Source organism: Bacillus paramycoides (genome assembly GCF_001884235.1).
Lineage (GTDB): Bacteria > Bacillota > Bacilli > Bacillales > Bacillaceae_G > Bacillus_A > Bacillus_A paramycoides.
In genome coordinates this window covers 105,265-123,860 of sequence record NZ_MAOI01000069.1, presented here as the reverse complement: position 1 = coordinate 123,860, position 18,596 = coordinate 105,265, and the positions used below count along the sequence as shown (strand labels likewise).

The following is an 18,596-nucleotide window of genomic DNA, read 5'->3' as shown; positions in this document are numbered from 1 at the left end:
CCGTTTATAATATGTATAAAATTTCTATATACAGGAGTTGAGACAGCATGAGTATGAAATTAGTCATTCTCGGCTTGCTACTCGAAGGGGATAAGCATCCATATGAAGTACAGCACATAATGAAAGAAAGACAAATGGATTGTTATATTAAATATGCCAAGGGATCACTATACTATGCCTTCGAGCAATTAGAAAAGCAAGGTGCAATTCGTGTTACAAATATTGTTCGAGATACGAATAGACCAGATAAAACAATCTTCCATATAACCGAGGAAGGAAAAAACCTTTTCCATACTTTATTATTAAAACAATTTGAAGCAAAAAACCAAATATATAAACCAATTTATTCAGCGCTCTCTTTCGCTCACTTTAGTGACGAACAAGCACTAGTTCCTATTTTAGAAAAAAAGAGAGATGATACGGTTCAATACTTACATACAATGCAAACAATATACGATCATAACAAACAAACAGTACCTCGTGCCCAACTATATATTTTACAGAGCGTCATTGAGCATATTAATGTTGAATTGCGCTGGCTAAACACACTCCTAAAAGATGCAACTGCAAGTCGCCTTTCAGAAATAGGAGTAGAGACTGATTAAGTTTTTCTAAAAGAGGTATCACCTCTTTTAGAAAAACTTAATCCCACCATTTTGTTACAGTTCAAAACGACCTCATTCTAGTATAAAAACCAGCCTAAATATTTTTCAAAATTACAAATACAGAGAAGTAAAAACTTTAGAATTTTCTTATTTTAAAACAGTAGACAAAATTCCAAAAATTATGTTAGAATTTGTTTCAATATCATATCGCTTGTTAAATTCCTTTCAAAAGGAAAATAGGTACACGAAAATTTTATTTCGTGTTTAAAAGGGAAGTTTGGTGAAACTCCAACACGGTCCCGCCACTGTAAATGCTGAGATTTCTTTTTTGTGCCACTGTGAAAACGGGAAGGTGAAAGAAATTATATGAAGCATAAGTCAGGAGACCTGCCTATTTTAACAACACTGATAGACTCACGGATGATGATGAGGTGTTAAGAACAAAAAGGAAGGCTTATTTTCTATGCCTTTATGCTTTTTGTTATAGGTATTTCCTAGTAAACGGAAATGCTTACTTTCAATTAGGGAGGAATTTGAAATGGCAATTCAAACAAGTAACTTAGGTTATCCACGTATCGGACTACAACGAGAGTGGAAAAAAACATTGGAAGCTTTTTGGTCCAATAAAATTGATGAAGAGACATTTTTAACGACAATGAAAGACATCCGCCTTCAACACGTAAAGGTACAGCAAGAAAAAGGAATTGAATTAATTCCAATAGGCGATTTTACATATTATGACCACGTTCTGGATACAGCCTACATGTTAGGATTCATCCCATCACGTTTTTCAGAGTTTACATCTTATCTTGATGTATATTTTGCAATGGCACGTGGATCTAAAGATCATGTTGCTTCTGAAATGACAAAGTGGTTTAACACAAACTATCATTATATTGTTCCTGAATATGAAGAAGGGTTACAAATCTCTTTAAAAGACAATCGTCCCCTTCGTTTATATGAAGAAGCAAAAAAAGAATTAGGCGTCGATGGAAAACCAGTTATTTTAGGACCTTATACATTCCTAAAACTAGCAAAAGGTTATACCGAAGATCAATTTGCCACTATTTTAAAACAGCTAGTTGCACCTTACGTACAATTATTCTCTGAATTACACGAAGCTGGAGCACAAATTATTCAAGTTGACGAACCAATCTTTGCATCTTTAACAAAAGATGAAATTAATCAAGCAAAAGAACTTTACGAAGCTATTCATAAAGAAGTACCAAATGCTAACCTTATTCTACAAACATATTTTGATAGTGTAGAAGAAAACTATGAAGAAATTATTACATTCCCTGTTTCTGGTATTGGATTAGACTTTGTTCATGGCAAAGAAGGTAATGTAAATGCTATTTCAAAATATGGATTCCCAGCTGATAAAATTTTAGCTATCGGTTGTATAGATGGACGTAACATTTGGAGAGCTGATCTTGATGATATACTTTCTTTATTTACAACATTACAAAATCAAGTCACAGTCGAAGGTTTAATTGTTCAACCTTCTTGTAGCTTATTGCATACTCCAATTGATAAAACAGAAGAAAAGCATTTATCAACCGAACTATTTGATGCACTTGCATTTGCCAATCAAAAGTTAGAAGAACTAGTCCTTATCCAATCTGCTCTTACTAAAGGTGTTGAAAGCATCAGTGACGAGCTGGCAACATATCGTAATGTACATCATGCAATCCGTTCATCAGCTGCACGTAATCGTGAAGATGTAAAAGCAGCGCGTACAGCACTTAAAGAAGATGATTTCTCACGTCCTCTTCCATTTGAAAAAAGATATGAATTACAGCAAGTGGCTTTACAGTTACCACTGTTACCAACAACAACTATCGGTAGCTTCCCACAAACGACTGAAGTTCGTCAAACACGTAAACAGTGGCGTAACGGCGATATTACAAATGAACAATATAATCAATTCATTGAAAAGGAAACTGAGAAGTGGATTCGTTACCAAGAAGATATTGGTCTTGATGTCCTAGTACACGGTGAATTCGAAAGAACTGACATGGTGGAATACTTTGGTGAAAGACTTGCTGGCTTCTCCTTTACTAAAAATGGATGGGTACAATCATACGGCTCTCGCTGTGTGAAACCACCTGTTATTTATGGCGATGTTGCCTTTATAAATGGAATGACTATTAAAGAAACTGTATATGCACAAAGCTTAACAGAGAAAGTAGTAAAGGGTATGCTAACTGGACCTGTCACTATTTTAAATTGGTCATTCGTTCGAAATGACATTTCAAGAAAAGAAGTTTCATATCAAATTGCATTAGCACTTCGTCATGAAATTGAATTACTTGAATCTTCCGGAATTAGGGTAATCCAAGTCGATGAGCCAGCACTTCGTGAAGGAATGCCGTTAAAAGAAAAAGATTGGAATGCATATATTACATGGGCAGTTCAATCATTCCTTTTAGCAACATCTTCTGTAGAAAATGAAACACAAATTCACACTCATATGTGTTACAGTAACTTCGAAGATATTGTAGATGCAATTCGCGCATTAGATGCAGATGTTATTTCCATCGAAACATCAAGAAGTCATGGGGAATTTATTGATACATTAAAACATACAACATATGAAAAAGGAATTGGTCTAGGTGTATATGACATTCATAGCCCACGTGTCCCAAGTAAAGACGAAATGTTTACAATCGTAGAACAATCTTTACAAGTATGTGATCCTAAATATTTCTGGATTAATCCAGACTGTGGTTTAAAAACTAGAAGAACCGAAGAAGTTATACCTGCCTTAGAGTATATGGTTCAGGCAGCGAAAGACGCTCGTTCTCTCCTAAAGACAAATGCATAATAAAAAAACGTGTTATCCTTCAAAAAGGATAACACGTTTTTTTATTCTACACTCTCAAAACAGAAGTCGTATCGTACTTTATACAATTCATCGTCTGTTGGCTTTTCAAGAGGAGTCGCCTGCAAGACTATCATATATTCCCCATTCGGAATAGGAATATGCAATTTATTAGAAAGAATACTCGTTATAAAAACTCCTTCATTCTTCACAGTGAAAGGAACTGATATCGTTCGAACCACTTCTTCCTTCTCAATATGCTTTCCACAAGTCACTTCCACTTCACAAGTATAGTCAGAGATTGCTTCAAAAATAATCGCTCCATCCACCTCAGCATAACCTCTTTCAAAATCTTCAGGAGTCCAATCTACATAAGGCTGCTGATGATCAGAGTTCATCACCATTAATTGCGAATATGAAATTGTTAATTCCATAACTATCCTTCTCCTCCACTATGAAATGTACGCCGGTTACTACTTCACTTCAAATTTCACACGCGTACCATCTGGATATTTATCTAGCTTATTCCCTACCCAAGAACCTGCACCACGATTATCTGCTGGACTTATATATTCAATATGAGCTCCTTTTCCGCCTTCCTTACACATCGCCATTGGCCATTCATCGCGATCATAACCTTTCTTCGACGGATATGGTGCTAACGATAATTTCCTTCTATCCGCTGCACCATTACGATCAATTGTACAAATTTCTGAATGCCCTTCTTTTATAGCATCCGTTATATGTTTTCCCGTCTCTGGATAACGTTCTTTCGGGAACTCTAAAACTTGATCATACGTAGTTGTTGTTTTTTTATTACTTGTCTCCTCTGGAATAAGTACTTCATAGACCGCTACCAGCAGAGAAAGAATTGCAATAATTGAAATGATAATACCTTTTAATTGCTTCATGTGTACCTCCATGTTCCTACCAATTTCTTTTCCTCAGTTATTATAACAAACTTCTTCTATATATGTTTTCAGACATTATTTTAGCTCTTCCTCTCCATTCCGCCAAAAACATTCATTTTCCCTCACCTTTTCACTAATCCTGTAGAAAACTAATAACCTTCCGACATTCTTTTTCAAAGGAAGTTATCATAAAAGATTGAATTGGTATATACGATACTTTTTGGGGAGGAAATTTCATGGACGCAATTTATAAAACGAAAGATGTCACGAATAAAACAGGCATCCCAAAACATACAGTTCGAAAATATAGTCAACTTTTAGAGGAACATGGTTATATCATTTCAAAAGCTGCTGATGCGCGTATTTATAGAATGGATGATTTAAAACTATTAAAATCCATACACGAAAGAGCAGCGACATTACAAGAAGATATTTCAGAAACAATTCCAATTATTTTAAAGGAAAAAGATAATCCCCCAATACCAATTGCACAAAACAAACAAGAAGTACAAACAAAAGATGACGGGCGTAACTTTGAAGAATTCATGTTAAAGCTTGAAATGCTCGCTCAATTAAATGAGGCAATTATTCATCAAAATTCTACCCTTATTACACAAAATCGTTTAAAAGATGAGAAGTTAGATGAACTGATGCAACAAGTTTATGTCAAAGAAGGTTCACAAGAAAAAATGCTACAAGAGCTAGTTGATCATGCTGCTCAAACAGATGCACTCCAAAAAGAAAAGATGGACTTATTAATGAATCATATGTATAAGCGAGAATCCAAACAAGAAGAGAAAATGAATAAACTTGTCAACCAAATTTACAATAAAGACAGTAGCCGTGATGCACAGCTTATGCAAGTTATTCGCGAAATTCAAGAAACAAAAAGATTAGTCGCCGCCTCAAAAGAGCAAAGCTTCTTTCAATCATTTAGAAGTTTATTTGTTCGAACAAAACAAGAAAAAACAAATGAGTAAAATCATATATATTTTTCTAATGTAACATAAAATAAAAAGTTACCTTCTACCGGTAACTTTTATTCCTTATTTCTTACAGCTGGCAATATAATAATCGCTTCAGTTCCTTTTCCACTTTCACTTTTATATTCCAGTGTACCATTATGTGCTTGTAGAATACTAAATGTTACCATAAGGCCTAATCCTGTTCCTTTTTCTTTCAAAGAATAATAAGGTTGTCCAAGCCTTGCTAACTGTTCTTTTGTCATTCCAACACCACTATCTTTAACTCTTATTACGATCATTTCATCTTTTTGAACAGCTGTTACTTTTAAATACCCTTTGTTTCCTTGAATTGCTTCAATACCGTTTTTAACAACATTCATAATAGCTTGCTTCAACTTCGTCTTATCACCGATTGTGTAAAGACTCTCAGAAATCTCAACTTGCAAATATACACCTTGCATCGCTGCAAATGATGACATAAGAGTTGTCATTTCAATCAATTGCGCTGATAAACAAATATGTTCTTTCTTTTCAATTTGGGGCCTTGCTAAATTCAAATAATCTGAAATAATTTGTTCGGCACGATCTAGTTCAGCTAATACGAGACGCATATACTCTTTATTTTTCACGTCTTCCGTACTCTCTAGTAATTGGATAAATCCCCGTACAACAGTGAGGGGATTTCGAACTTCATGCGCTACACTTGCAGCTAACTCACTTACAATATTAAGTTTTTCTGATTTTTGCATCTCTGTACGCAATAATGCATTCTCATTTAAATACTCAGTCAAATATACTTGAAATACCATTGTCATAACCATAATAAGTGAAGCAAATATATACCTACTATATAGATGAGATATATATGGTGTAAAACCTGTTTCCAAAAGGACATTAAACATGCTAAATACTAATGAAACAAGAACATAAACTGATGAAATCATAAAAGCTAATATTAGCTTCTTATCTCTTGAAAAAAGAGACCATTTCTTTGACAAGAACAATGGAATTATCGAAAGAAATATTACTTCTACGATAGGAAACCAACTGATTCCCTTTAAAAACCATTCATATGTAACAAAAATAATGGCAGGGATGAGCCCAACAATCCCACCATATAAAAAACCACTAACAATCGGGATTGGATGAAAATTGTATCCGCAAACGGTACCAAAGCAAATAGAATATGTCATGGAGAGAACGAGTGTAACGCTAGATAAAAACATAATAAAGTAGCGATTAGGCTTCGGAAGCATTTCTTGATAACGATTTAAACGAATCGCTTCATATAAAAATAGTGGCAAAATAATGATGGCAATTTGGATCATTAAATCACGGATAAGCTCCATAGCCTCTCATCCCCTATATGTATTTTGATATGATTATATCATTTATAAGTCTATTTGTTTTAAAATTTTGATTTTTCTTAACATATTTGTTAATTATTTGTTAACAACTAATAATAAATGTTACAGATTTCCGAAATGATTGTAAACCCTGTACCAAATTTCCTTCGTGCAGTATACAATGAATACGGATTACAAAGAAAATAAAAAACACTTCACTGGACGGACAACTATCGCAAAATACAGCATATAATCCATACTATCTATGTTTACAAATAAGTGATCATTACTTTAGTAGGAGGAAGATAAATATGGCGGGTACTACGCTTGTTTTAAAAGAAGAAAATTTGGTTGTGCTAGAAAACGTTGAAAAATCAGTATACGAAGAATTGCAACATAAAACGGGGGAAGAAAACTGTACATGTGCTGTAAATAAATCTGTTGTCCATCTTGGCAAAGTATCTTCAGTACTTTGGAACGAAGATGAAATAGATTGGGAATACGGTTATTAAAAAGTCGCTTTCAGCGGCTTTTTTTGTGCAATACGTACAGCAACATTTATACCTAGATTGAAGGGAAATCTTAATTACCTCACACCTAATCTGTTCTTATCTCTTACTTCCATTGAATTTTAATATAGGAGATCCTTACCGCTCACCAATAGCAGGATAAAGTTTATATACAAAGCGTAATAATGAAAAATATGATAAAATGAACTTAATTTTCAAACGGAAGAAAGGGAGATACAATGGAACAATTCATTAACCCTAGAGTGAAGGACATCCAAATTTCTGGAATCCGCCAGTTCTCTAACATGATTCAAAACTATGATAATCTTATCTCTTTAACAATTGGGCAACCCGATTTCCCTACACCTTCTCTAGTAAAAGAAGCTGCTAAACGGGCCATTACAGAAAATTATACAAGCTATACACATAACGCTGGTTTACTAAAATTACGCGAGGCGGCTTGTAACTTTGTAAAAGATAATTACGATTTACACTATTCACCTGAAAACGAAACCATTGTTACAATCGGTGCTAGCGAAGCGATTGATGTTGCATTCCGTACAATTTTGGAACCAGGAACGGAAGTGATTTTACCTGCTCCTATTTATCCAGGTTACGAGCCTATTATTCGACTATGCGGTGCAACGCCTATTTTTATAGATGTTCGTGAAACTGGTTTTCGTTTAACAGCTGAAGCATTGCAAAATGCAATTACTGAACGAACAAGATGCGTTGTTTTACCGTATCCTTCTAATCCAACTGGTGTTACCCTATCAAAAGAAGAATTAAAAGATATTGTATCTGTCTTAAAAGATAAAAATATATTCGTTCTTTCTGATGAAATTTATAGTGAACTTGTATATGAAGAAAAGCACATGTCTATTGCTCATTTCCCAGAAATGCGAGAGAAGACTATTGTCATTAACGGCTTATCAAAATCACACTCTATGACTGGCTGGCGTATCGGACTTTTATTTGCCCCAAGCTATTTAGCAAAACATATTTTAAAAGTTCACCAATACAATGTTACATGCGCTACTTCCATTGCCCAATATGCTGCAATCGAGGCTTTAACAGCTGCTAAAGATGCACCGAAGATGATGCGCCACCAATATAAAAAGCGCCTTGATTATGTATATAATAGACTCATTCAAATGGGCTTAACAGTCGAGAAGCCAACGGGTGCGTTTTACTTATTCCCATATGTCGGAAACTTAACATCTTCATCATTTGATTTTGCACTTGATCTTGTAAAAGAAGCTGGGCTGGCCGTCGTTCCTGGAACGGCATTTTCTGAATACGGTGAAGGCTACCTTCGCCTTTCCTACGCTTATAGTATCGAAACTTTAAAAGAAGGCTGTGACCGTTTAGAAGCCTTTCTAAAGCAAAAAGCTAAGAGTTAAACTCTTAGCTTTTTTATGCATAATGATCACAAGTTTGACGTTTCAATAACTTATGCGGAATAATGATACATTTTGCAGTAGACTCCGAATGCTCCACCTTATCAACTAAAGCTTTTGCTGCTTCATACCCTAATTGATAAATATTCACATCAACTGTCGAAAGTGGTGGACTAGCTATTTCTGATAATAAGGCATTGTTAAAGCTTACAATAGAAACATCCTTTGGTACAACGAACCCTTTTTTAGAAAGTGCGCTTAGTACGCCAAGTCCAATTAAATCATCAGTCGCCATAATTGCTGTCGGTGGTTGTTCAAGTCCCATTAACTCCTCTACAGCCTGTTGTCCACCTTCTCTTGAGAAATCAAAATGTAAAATGTACTCTTTCGGTAATAAAATGTCTGCTAGTTTCAAAGCATCACTCATACCTGCCAAACGATCTCTCGTTACAAGTAAATCTGAGCCACCGCCAATGAACGCGATTTGTTTATGCCCTAATGAAATCAAATATTCCGCTACTTCTCTTGCAGCCGTATAATTGTCATTATCTACATATGTAATTTCATCTTTTCGATCATATGGTTTTCCGATTAAAACAAACGGGAAATTTTGATTATGTAAATACTGAATGATCCGGTCATTTTCTCTTGAATATAAAAGAATAATTCCACCAATTTGACGCCCTTGTACCATCTTTACAACACCATTAAAAATTTCGTCTTCCGTTTCACCTGTCGACATATAGAGCGCATACCCTTCCATGTGTGCGAATGAGCTAATTCCTCTTATAACTTCTGGGAAAAACGGATTTTGAAAAGCTTTACTTGCAGAACTCGGCATAACGAGTCCAAGCGTTTTCGTTGTTTGGTTCGCAAGGTTTCTTGCATTTAAATTTGGGTGATAGCCTAGTTCACTCATTACTTTTCGAACACGGCGCTTTGTTTTTTCACTTATACTTGGATTATCAGCAATTACACGTGAAACCGTCGATGGTGCAACATTTGCTTTCTTCGCCACATCTTTAATTGTAACTGTCATAAAAATCCCCTCCTCTCACTTTTCTGCCATATTCCATATATTGTTATCTTGCAATCGTTGCAAGTAATAGGAGAAATCGCAAACTTTCATCACTTCGTTCTATCTTGCAAAAATTATTATCTTCTCCCTCTCCATGTATTGTAAGGGATATAGCTTTATTTTCCTATACTATAATATACTATTTATTTCACATCTTTTCGCATGTGATGTCAAATCTCTTTTCATCTCCCTACAAATTTTTATAGGGAGATGAAAAGAGAAATGGGACGTAATGTCCCATTTTCATCCTTTCGTACCTCCAGCTGTTAAACCAGAAATAAAGTATTTTTGTAATGATAGGAATAAAATGGAAATTGGAATTGCAATTAATACAGAACCCGCTGCAAATGTTGTAAATTCATTACCAAATTTTTTCGCTACCATTTCATATAACCCAACTGCTAAAGTATAATTTTCCGGTGTGCGCAAAATAACACTTGCTAAAATAAAATCTGTAAATGGACCGATGAAAGTGAATAACGCTACAACCGCTACGATTGGTTTTGCAAGTGGCATAATAATTTGCCAGAAAATACGGAAATGCCCTGCTCCATCCATTCGAGCTGATTCGTCCAACTCTTTCGGAATTGTATCAAAGTACCCTTTCATAAGCCATGTATTCATCGGAATTGCCCCGCCCACATAAATTAAAATTAATGCAAGATGTGTATCAATTAATCCTGTTAACTGAGCTAATATATATAGCGCGATTAACGCTGCAAAGTTCGGGATCATTTGGAGAATTAAAAATGTTAATAAACCATTCTTTCTTCCAACAAAACGATATCTCGAAAACGCATAAGCAGTAAAGCTAATTGCTAACACCGAAAAGATCATCGTCATTACACTAATTTTTAAAGTATTTTTATACCAAAGTAAGTAATTACTTGAATCAAGATCAAGTAGCTGACGATAATGATCTAACGTTGCATTTTTCGGAATAATGCTAGAACCAGACAAACTATCTCCTGGATTAAACGATGAGCCAATAATCCATAGCAATGGATAGAAAATAATGACACACATTATGAAGATAACGAAATAACTTAATGAAAGACGTAACATCTTTTGTCGTTTAATATTCATTTACATCATATCCTCTTCTTGGAATGATTTTGTTCTCTTAAATTGCCATAACGCAACTGTAATAACGATTAACGATAAAATCATTGTAAGAGCTGCTGCTTTTCCGTACTGCGCCGAAGTCATCGTTAACTTATAGATCCATGAAATTAAAATATCCGTTCCACCTGCATTTTGTCCAGACACAGCAGGTCCCCCGCTATTAAATAGATAAATAATACTAAAGTTATTAAAGTTAAACGTATATTGCGTAATTAATATTGGCGCTGTTGCATATAAAACAAGTGGCAATGTAATTTTGCGGAACTGTTGCCAAGCTGTTGCACCATCTACTGTAGCTGCTTCATATAATTCTCCTGGAATCGATTGCAATATACCTGTCGTCATTGCAAAGATAAACGGGAATCCAAGCCACGTTTGAATCATAATTAAAGCGATTTTCGACCAAAATGGATCAGTCATCCAAGCAACCTTTTCAATTCCGAATAAATCTAATACTTGATTGTTAATCGCTCCAAATGTCTCATTAAACATACCAGCAAATACAAGAATAGACACGAATGCTGGAACAGCCCACGGCAAAATAAAGATTGTACGAATAATCGCCTTCCCTTTAATACCAGGCTGATTTACGATAATCGCTAAAAAAATTCCAAGTGCTACTTGTAATGTCGTTGCAACGAACGTCCAAATGACAGTCCAAGAGAACACACTTAAAAATGTATCTCTCCACATTGGTAATGTGAAAATATCAATAAAGTTTTTAAAGCCCACCCAATCAACTAATTTAGCTGGTGGCGAATGATACAAATCGTAGTTCGTAAATCCAATTAAAATTACGAAAATGATTGGAAATACAACAACAAAGATAAGTAATAGAAACCCTGGTGAAACCATTAAATATGGAAAACCTTGATCTAATAAATTGCGATATTGCTCTTTTACTGAGTTTAATGGTGTTCCTATATCACGTTTTTTCCCATTTTGGTATGCATCATATAAATTAAATGCATATATCCCTAGGCCAAATACGACAACGATTAGTGCCAAAATCCCTTCTACTAATAGAAAGACAGAATGGTCGCGTGGAACTTCTGTACCTAGTGTTACAATTCCCCATAATCCTATATTTAATAAATCAGCAAATGCTACAATAAATGAACCTGTTAGTACTAGAAAAATAAGACCTTTTACGTATTGTTTATTATATAGTTGACCAATGCCTGGAATGATTGATAACATGGTCGCTAATTTCCTATGCTTTGAACCGTTCACATCTTTCGTTGGTTCTATAGATGTTTGCATGTTCCTTCCCCCTTTTTTCTTCCTACTTGGAAGGGAGAGAATTCGTGCCTCTCATATTTAGAGGCACGAATTTCACCTTATTTTTTCTTACTATGATTTGCCTCAATATTACCTTTAATTTGTTTCACTGCATCATCAAGTGCTGCTTTTGGCTCTTGTTTATTTGATACAACTAATTGAAGCGCATCTCCAGCTGGTTTCCAAACTTCTTGCATTTCTGGAATATTTGGCATTGGAATTCCATTTTCTGATTGAGTCGCAACTGCTTTTGCAGCCTCATTATCTTTAATAACTGGATCTTCCATCACTGATTTTACTGGAGGAATTTCTTTTGTTTTCTCAAATCGAATTTTTGCATTTTCTTCATTTGTTACCCACTCAGTGAATTTTGTAGCTAAATCATTTTGTTTAGAGAAGCTTGTTACATGCCATCCTTTTACCCCAACAAATGTTTTCATCGGTTGACCATTTGGTAATTTCGGCATTGGAGCAACACCATAATCAATTCCAGCCTTTTCCATCGCTTGGAATGCCCATGGTCCGTTCATAATAGATGCTGCTTTTCCTTCATTAAATAATCCATCTGCAGCTGAACCGCCAGATTCACCAATAATTCCTTTTGGTAATAATTTTTCTTTATACCATTTTTGAATATATTCAGCACCTTGTACTGCACCACTATTATTTAATCCAATATCTGTCGGAGTCAGTTTTCCATCTTTTTCACCAAATACATAACCGCCCATACCCGCCATAAACGCGTTAGCAAAGTAGAAGTTATCTCCTAATGCTAAAAATCCGTACTTGCCATCCTTCGTAAAGTCTTTTGAGAAGTTAAACAGCTCGTCCATCGTTTCTGGTGCTTTTTGCATGAATTTTTTATTGTAAATAAAAATTGGTGTTTCAATTGCTTTTGGTAAACCGTATAGTTTTCCGTCGTATGTTTGTGCCTTTATTGATAAATCTGTAAATTTATTTTTTACCGTATCATCCACTTTCACCTCTGAAAGTAGCCCTTCTGTTACCGCATTACCAATATGATCATGCGGTAATGTTACAACATCTGGTCCTGTACCAGCTGGACCGTCGAGACGAAGTTTTTCTATTTGTTTCGTCATCTGAACCTCTACAACTTTTACTTTCACATTATATTTCTTTTCAAAACTTTCCACTGCCGGCTCTAGACCAACACCTTTTTTCTCATCTTCCCAAACGAGAAGATCATAATCCTTCTTCTCTTTACTTGCTTCTTTTTTCCCTGAATCTTTCGGTCCACATGCAGATAACATACCGATTGACAATGCTGAAATCGTTAATAGTGATAATGCTTTCTTCATCCCAAAAACCTCCCTAAATTGTCTATGTACCTTTTGATTGAAAACGTTTGCATTAGATAGTTTAATAGAAGCGCAAACAATATCATAATCTATGAAAACGTTTGCGCTATTTGTCTATCATTATACATCCTTTTATTCATTTTGCAAATATTAATTTTCAAAATAATCTTCTTCTACTCTTTATACATTGACTTTATATGAAATGAATACTACTCTTATAAGCAATATTAAAGTTATGAGAAAAGCAATCGTTTGCAACACATTCTTTATTATTACGTTTAAGGGAACGATATGTATAGAGATATTAAAGGGGGATTTTCTATATGTTTAAAGAAGCGATTTATCATAGGCCAAAAGATAATTATGCATACGCTTACGACGAAAAAACGATTCACATCCGGATGCGTACAAAAAGAAACGATGTTCACACCGCCACTCTTATCTACGGTGATCCTTACGAATGGCAAGATGGGAAATGGATTACAGCAAGTACACCGATGAAAAAAACTGGTTCTACTGAGCTATTTGATTATTGGTCAATTTCGATTGAACCAAAGTTTAAACGCTTACGTTATGGATTTGAATTAAAAAATGATGCAGAAACTCTTATTTATACAGAGCGCGGTTTTTTTTCTAACATCCCAAATGACGATGTTGGTAACTTTTTCTGTTTTCCGTTTATTCATGCAAAAGATGTTTTCAAAGCCCCGTCCTGGATTAAAGACACAGTATGGTATCAAATTTTCCCAGAACGATTTGCTAACGGAGATAGCGCAATAAATCCAAAGAATACCCTTCCTTGGGGAAGTACAGAGCCAACTGCGACTAATTTTTTCGGAGGTGACTTTGCTGGGATTCTTCAAAATCTTAATTATCTTGCGAAGCTTGGAATCTCCGGCATTTATTTCACTCCTATTTTTAAAGCTCATTCGAATCATAAATATGACACAATTGACTACATGGAAATTGATCCACAATTTGGGACAAAAGAAACTTTTAAAGAACTCGTTCAGGCGTGTCATAAACATGGTATAAAAGTAATGCTTGACGCTGTTTTTAATCATAGTGGATATTTTTTCGATAAATTCCAAGACGTACTAGAAAATGGCGAGAAGTCAGCTTATAAAGAGTGGTTCCACATTCATGAATTTCCGATCATAACCGAGCCACTTCCTAATTACGATACTTTCGCGTTTACACCATATATGCCTAAATTAAATACTGCACACCCAGATGTAAAAGAATACTTACTTGAAGTAGGTCGTTATTGGGTAAGAGAATTCCATATAGATGGTTGGCGCCTTGATGTAGCAAATGAAGTCGATCATAGTTTTTGGAGAGAATTCCGAAGTGAAATAAAAGCAATAAATCCTGAAGTATATATTTTAGGAGAAATTTGGCACGATGCACTCCCCTGGCTACAAGGTGATCAATTTGATGCTGTCATGAGCTACCCTGTTACAAATGCTTTGCTTTCTTACTTTGCTAACGATTCCATTAAAGCAAGTGAATTTATGAAACAAATTACAGAATCTTTACATTCCTACTCTATGAATGTAAACGAGGCTGCATTTCATTTATTAGACAGTCATGACACACCAAGAATTTTAACGACATGTAACGGGGATAAAAACAAGTTAAAGTTACTCTATGTATTCCACCTTTCCTTCATTGGTTCTCCTTGTATTTATTACGGAGACGAAATCGGTATGGATGGCGGAATGGACCCAGGTTGTCGTAAATGTATGATTTGGGATATAAAAGAACAAGACCACCTATTATTCACACATATACAAACATTAATTTCATTACGGAAACAATATAAAGCATTTGGAGGAAATGGTGCTTTTCAATTTATTGAAGCAAATGATGAACATAATTATATTTCTTATACAAAAACATATGAAGGTGAAACTATCTTTTTCGTTTTAAATCCTACTAACAACGAAATTACAGCTCCACTCCCTCTTCATATTACCGGAAAAAAAATAATCGATATATATACAAATGAAGAATTTTCAGCGGAAGCAAGTGTACTACAAGTTACACTCCCTCCGTATGGATTCTCAATATTAAAATGGTAATAGAAAAGGCCTTATGCCGCTCGGGCATAAGGCTTTTTCTTATTTTAATGTATACACCATTGCTTCATATGGACGTAATGTAATGTTATCTATCGATCCGCTTTCCACGTCGTAATTGTGTATTAATAACTCTGATTCGCTATAAATGATGTCCTCAGGCAATTCAAATACACATTCATCCGCAGTGAAGTTTGCAATAACAAGAAGTCTTTCTTCTCCATACGTTCTTACATAAGCAAAAATAGACGGGTTATTTTCTAGTATTAAATCATATGCTCCATACACTACTATTTCATTGTTTTTGCGTAACTCAATTAACTTTTTATAGTAATAAAAAATTGATTCTTCGTCTCGCATCGCTTGTTTCACATTAATCTCTTTGTAATTAGGATTTACCGCAATCCAAGGCTCACCCGTTGTGAATCCAGCATGTTCTCTATCATCCCACTGCATTGGAGTTCTAGCGTTATCTCGGCCCTTTATATAAATAGATTGCATCACTTTATCTTTATCTTCGCCACGCTCTATAACTTTTTCTTTATACATATTTAGTGTTTCAATATCTCGATATTCATCAATTGATTCAAATCGAACATTGGTCATTCCGATTTCTTCCCCTTGATAAATATACGGTGTTCCCTTCATCATATGAAGTACTGTCGCTAACATTTTCGCTGATTCAGTACGATAAACCCCATCATTACCAAAACGAGATACAACGCGCGGCTGATCATGATTATTCCAATAAAGACTATTCCATCCCGTTTGTTCTAATGCTTTTTGCCATTTTGTTAAATTTTGTTTCAATGTAAGGAGTGAACATGGTTTTACATCCCATTTCCCGCCTTCTCCAGAATCTAAATCCATATGTTCAAATTGGAATACCATTTGCAATTCGTCCCGGTCTTCTCCTGTATACAATTTGGCCTCTTCTGTCGTTACTCCCGGCATTTCACCAACTGTCATAATATCATAATGAGACAATACCTCTTCATTCATTTCATGCAAATATTTATGAATGTTCGGACCGTTCATAAAATGCTTATGACCTGAAACATATCCTTCTTCGTCAGTTTCAACGGCTGGTAAGCCTTCTTCTTTAGAAATAAAATTAATAACATCCATACGGAATCCATCAATTCCTTTTTCTAACCAAAACTTCATCATTTCATAAACATCTTGTCTTACCTTTTCATTATCCCAATTTAAATCTGGCTGTTTTTTAGAAAACAGATGTAAATAATATTCATCTGTCATTTCATCATACTGCCATGCAGATCCACTAAAAGCTGCTCCCCAGTTATTCGGCTCTTTCCCGTCTTTTCCAGGACGCCATATATAGTAATCTCTATATTCATTATCTTTCGATTTACGTGATTCAATAAACCAATTATGTTCATCTGAAGTATGATTAACAACTAAGTCCATCATAAGTTTCATATTACGTTTATGCATTTCATGCAATAGTTCATCCCAATCTCCCATTGATCCAAACTCATGCATGATTTTACAATAATCACTTATATCATAACCGTTATCATCGTTTGGAGATTCATAGACTGGTGATAACCAAATTACATCAATACCTAATTCTTTTAAGTAATCTAGCTTCGAAAGAATTCCACGAAGATCACCTATACCATCACCGTTACTATCCATAAAACTACGAGGATAAATTTGATATACTACACTTTCTTTCCACCATTGCTTTTCCATTATGCTACCCCATTTCATCTATACTATAAATTCTTTTTCTTTTTTAAGGCGCAAACGTTTTCATTACTGAATGATAACAGATTCTATCCAAATTTAAAATAGCGCTTACAATGTTTATTTTCTTTTTTTAAGAAAACATACGGAACTTATTATATATTCATAAGAAGAATGAAAACGTTTTATTTTTTTCTAGTGTTTTTATTTCTTTTTTGAATCTATTCGTTTATAATGAATTCAAAGAAAACGTTTGCATAAATTTCTAGGGGGAAATATCATGGCAGAACTGAAATTAGAAAACATTTATAAAATATATGATAATAACGTAACAGCCGTAACAGATTTTAATTTACACATTCAAGATAAAGAATTTATCGTATTCGTTGGTCCTTCTGGCTGCGGAAAATCTACAACACTACGAATGGTGGCTGGCCTTGAAGATATTTCAAAGGGAGAATTTTCAATTGATGGTAAGCTAATGAACGATGTTCCTCCAAAAGATCGAGATATCGCAATGGTCTTCCAAAACTACGCTCTTTATCCACATATGAGTGTATATGATAATATGGCATTTGGATTAAAACTTCGAAAAATACCGAAAGATGAAATCGACCGTCGGGTGAAAGATGCCGCTCAAATTTTAGGACTTGAAGAATATTTGAATAGAAAACCAAAAGCTTTATCTGGTGGACAACGCCAACGTGTTGCATTAGGTCGGGCAATTGTTCGAGACGCAAAAGTTTTCTTAATGGATGAACCATTATCAAACTTAGACGCAAAACTACGTGTTGCAATGCGTTCAGAAATTTCCAAATTACATCACCGCCTTGGAACGACAACAATTTATGTAACACATGATCAAACAGAAGCAATGACAATGGCTTCACGTCTTGTTGTTATGAAAGACGGAAAAATCCAACAAATCGGAACTCCAAAAGAAGTATATGAAACACCTGAAAATATTTTCGTTGGTGGATTTATCGGCTCACCAGCAATGAATTTCTTCCGTGGAAAATTAACTGAAACCGATTTCGTTATAGAAAATGCACTAAAGATTAAAGTATCTGAAGGAAAAATGAAGTTATTACGCGAACAAGGCTATGTAAACAAAGAAATTGTTTTAGGTATTCGTCCAGAAGATATTCATGATGAACTATTATTTTTAGAAGCTTCACAAACTACTACTTTTACAACAAAAATTGAAGTTGCAGAGTTGTTAGGTGCTGAATCCATTTTATATATGAAACTTGGAAGTCAAGATTTCGCAGCACGTGTTGATGCAAGACATACTTTTTCACCTGGTGACCAAATTAAACTTGCATTTGATATGAACAAAGCACATTTCTTTGATAGTCAAACCGAACAACGTATTCGTTAAAAAGTAAATTCTTAATATATAACATACAAAAAAACCGTCCACATATATGCTGAGGGCG

General features: G+C 34.8%; 15 protein-coding genes and 1 riboswitch. Of the genes, 7 read left to right on the top strand and 8 right to left on the bottom strand.

The features are described from left to right. The first annotated feature begins 47 nt into the window (after nucleotides 1-47). Both BAU28_RS13130 and metE read left to right on the top strand, forming a co-directional pair. Nucleotides 48-605, top strand: coding sequence for a PadR family transcriptional regulator (locus BAU28_RS13130; protein WP_071718778.1), 558 nt, complete (start codon nucleotides 48-50; stop codon nucleotides 603-605). A gap of 221 nt (nucleotides 606-826) precedes the next feature. Continuing rightward, a riboswitch (cobalamin riboswitch) is annotated at nucleotides 827-1,014 on the top strand. Nucleotides 1,015-1,143: 129 nt separating this feature from the next. After that, nucleotides 1,144-3,432 carry a 5-methyltetrahydropteroyltriglutamate--homocysteine S-methyltransferase gene (metE, locus tag BAU28_RS13125; RefSeq protein ID WP_071718777.1) on the top strand — a complete coding sequence of 763 codons (2,289 nt, stop codon included), beginning with the start codon at nucleotides 1,144-1,146 and terminating at the stop codon, nucleotides 3,430-3,432. 41 nt (nucleotides 3,433-3,473) lie between these two features. On the opposite strand, the gene comJ is transcribed toward metE, so the two are convergent. Both comJ and nucA read right to left on the bottom strand, forming a co-directional pair. Continuing rightward, entirely contained in the window at nucleotides 3,474-3,863 is a 390-nt protein-coding gene (comJ, locus tag BAU28_RS13120; protein ID WP_071718776.1) for a competence protein ComJ, read from the bottom strand. A 39-nt stretch (nucleotides 3,864-3,902) separates the two neighbouring features. Beyond that, nucleotides 3,903-4,340, bottom strand: a complete 438-nt coding sequence (gene nucA, locus BAU28_RS13115) for a DNA-entry nuclease (RefSeq protein WP_025150416.1) — start codon at nucleotides 4,338-4,340, stop codon at nucleotides 3,903-3,905. 236 nt (nucleotides 4,341-4,576) lie between these two features. On the opposite strand from nucA, the gene BAU28_RS13110 reads away from it, so the two are divergent. After that, nucleotides 4,577-5,320: a DUF3967 domain-containing protein gene (locus BAU28_RS13110; protein ID WP_025150415.1), complete on the top strand. Its 744-nt coding sequence runs from the start codon at nucleotides 4,577-4,579 to the stop codon at nucleotides 5,318-5,320. 59 nt (nucleotides 5,321-5,379) lie between these two features. Here BAU28_RS13110 and kinB read toward each other — a convergent pair whose 3' ends face one another. Then, nucleotides 5,380-6,654 carry a sporulation sensor histidine kinase KinB gene (gene kinB / locus BAU28_RS13105; RefSeq protein WP_071718775.1) on the bottom strand — a complete coding sequence of 425 codons (1,275 nt, stop codon included), beginning with the start codon at nucleotides 6,652-6,654 and terminating at the stop codon, nucleotides 5,380-5,382. Nucleotides 6,655-6,962: 308 nt separating this feature from the next. Between kinB and BAU28_RS13100 the strand changes: the two genes are divergently transcribed. Next, on the top strand, nucleotides 6,963-7,163 hold the full coding sequence (locus tag BAU28_RS13100) for a hypothetical protein (RefSeq protein ID WP_071718831.1): 201 nt from the start codon (nucleotides 6,963-6,965) through the stop codon (nucleotides 7,161-7,163). A gap of 236 nt (nucleotides 7,164-7,399) precedes the next feature. Continuing rightward, nucleotides 7,400-8,563: an aminotransferase A gene (locus tag BAU28_RS13095; protein WP_048374059.1), complete on the top strand. Its 1,164-nt coding sequence runs from the start codon at nucleotides 7,400-7,402 to the stop codon at nucleotides 8,561-8,563. A gap of 13 nt (nucleotides 8,564-8,576) precedes the next feature. Here the strand turns inward: BAU28_RS13095 and malR are convergent, their stop codons facing one another. From malR to BAU28_RS13075, 4 genes are all read right to left on the bottom strand, one after another. After that, entirely contained in the window at nucleotides 8,577-9,599 is a 1,023-nt protein-coding gene (gene malR / locus BAU28_RS13090) for a maltose operon transcriptional repressor MalR (RefSeq protein ID WP_002173244.1), read from the bottom strand. Between the two features lie 282 nt (nucleotides 9,600-9,881). Next, the gene (malD, locus tag BAU28_RS13085) at nucleotides 9,882-10,724 is read right to left on the bottom strand and encodes a maltosaccharide ABC transporter permease MalD (RefSeq protein ID WP_025150412.1); all 843 of its coding nucleotides are present in this window, start codon (nucleotides 10,722-10,724) and stop codon (nucleotides 9,882-9,884) included. Further along, nucleotides 10,725-12,026: a maltosaccharide ABC transporter permease MalC gene (malC, locus tag BAU28_RS13080; RefSeq protein WP_071718774.1), complete on the bottom strand. Its 1,302-nt coding sequence runs from the start codon at nucleotides 12,024-12,026 to the stop codon at nucleotides 10,725-10,727. 77 nt (nucleotides 12,027-12,103) lie between these two features. Next, a complete protein-coding gene (locus BAU28_RS13075) occupies nucleotides 12,104-13,363 on the bottom strand; it encodes an extracellular solute-binding protein (RefSeq protein ID WP_025150410.1) in 1,260 nt (419 codons plus the stop codon). A gap of 323 nt (nucleotides 13,364-13,686) precedes the next feature. Between BAU28_RS13075 and BAU28_RS13070 the strand changes: the two genes are divergently transcribed. After that, nucleotides 13,687-15,447, top strand: coding sequence for an alpha-glycosidase (locus BAU28_RS13070; protein WP_071718773.1), 1,761 nt, complete (start codon nucleotides 13,687-13,689; stop codon nucleotides 15,445-15,447). Between the two features lie 39 nt (nucleotides 15,448-15,486). Here the strand turns inward: BAU28_RS13070 and BAU28_RS13065 are convergent, their stop codons facing one another. Further along, on the bottom strand, nucleotides 15,487-17,163 hold the full coding sequence (locus BAU28_RS13065) for a glycoside hydrolase family 13 protein (RefSeq protein ID WP_071718772.1): 1,677 nt from the start codon (nucleotides 17,161-17,163) through the stop codon (nucleotides 15,487-15,489). 274 nt (nucleotides 17,164-17,437) lie between these two features. Here BAU28_RS13065 and BAU28_RS13060 point away from each other — a divergent pair, with 274 nt between their 5' ends. Then, nucleotides 17,438-18,538, top strand: a complete 1,101-nt coding sequence (locus tag BAU28_RS13060; RefSeq protein WP_071718771.1) for an ABC transporter ATP-binding protein — start codon at nucleotides 17,438-17,440, stop codon at nucleotides 18,536-18,538. Nucleotides 18,539-18,596 lie beyond the last annotated feature (58 nt).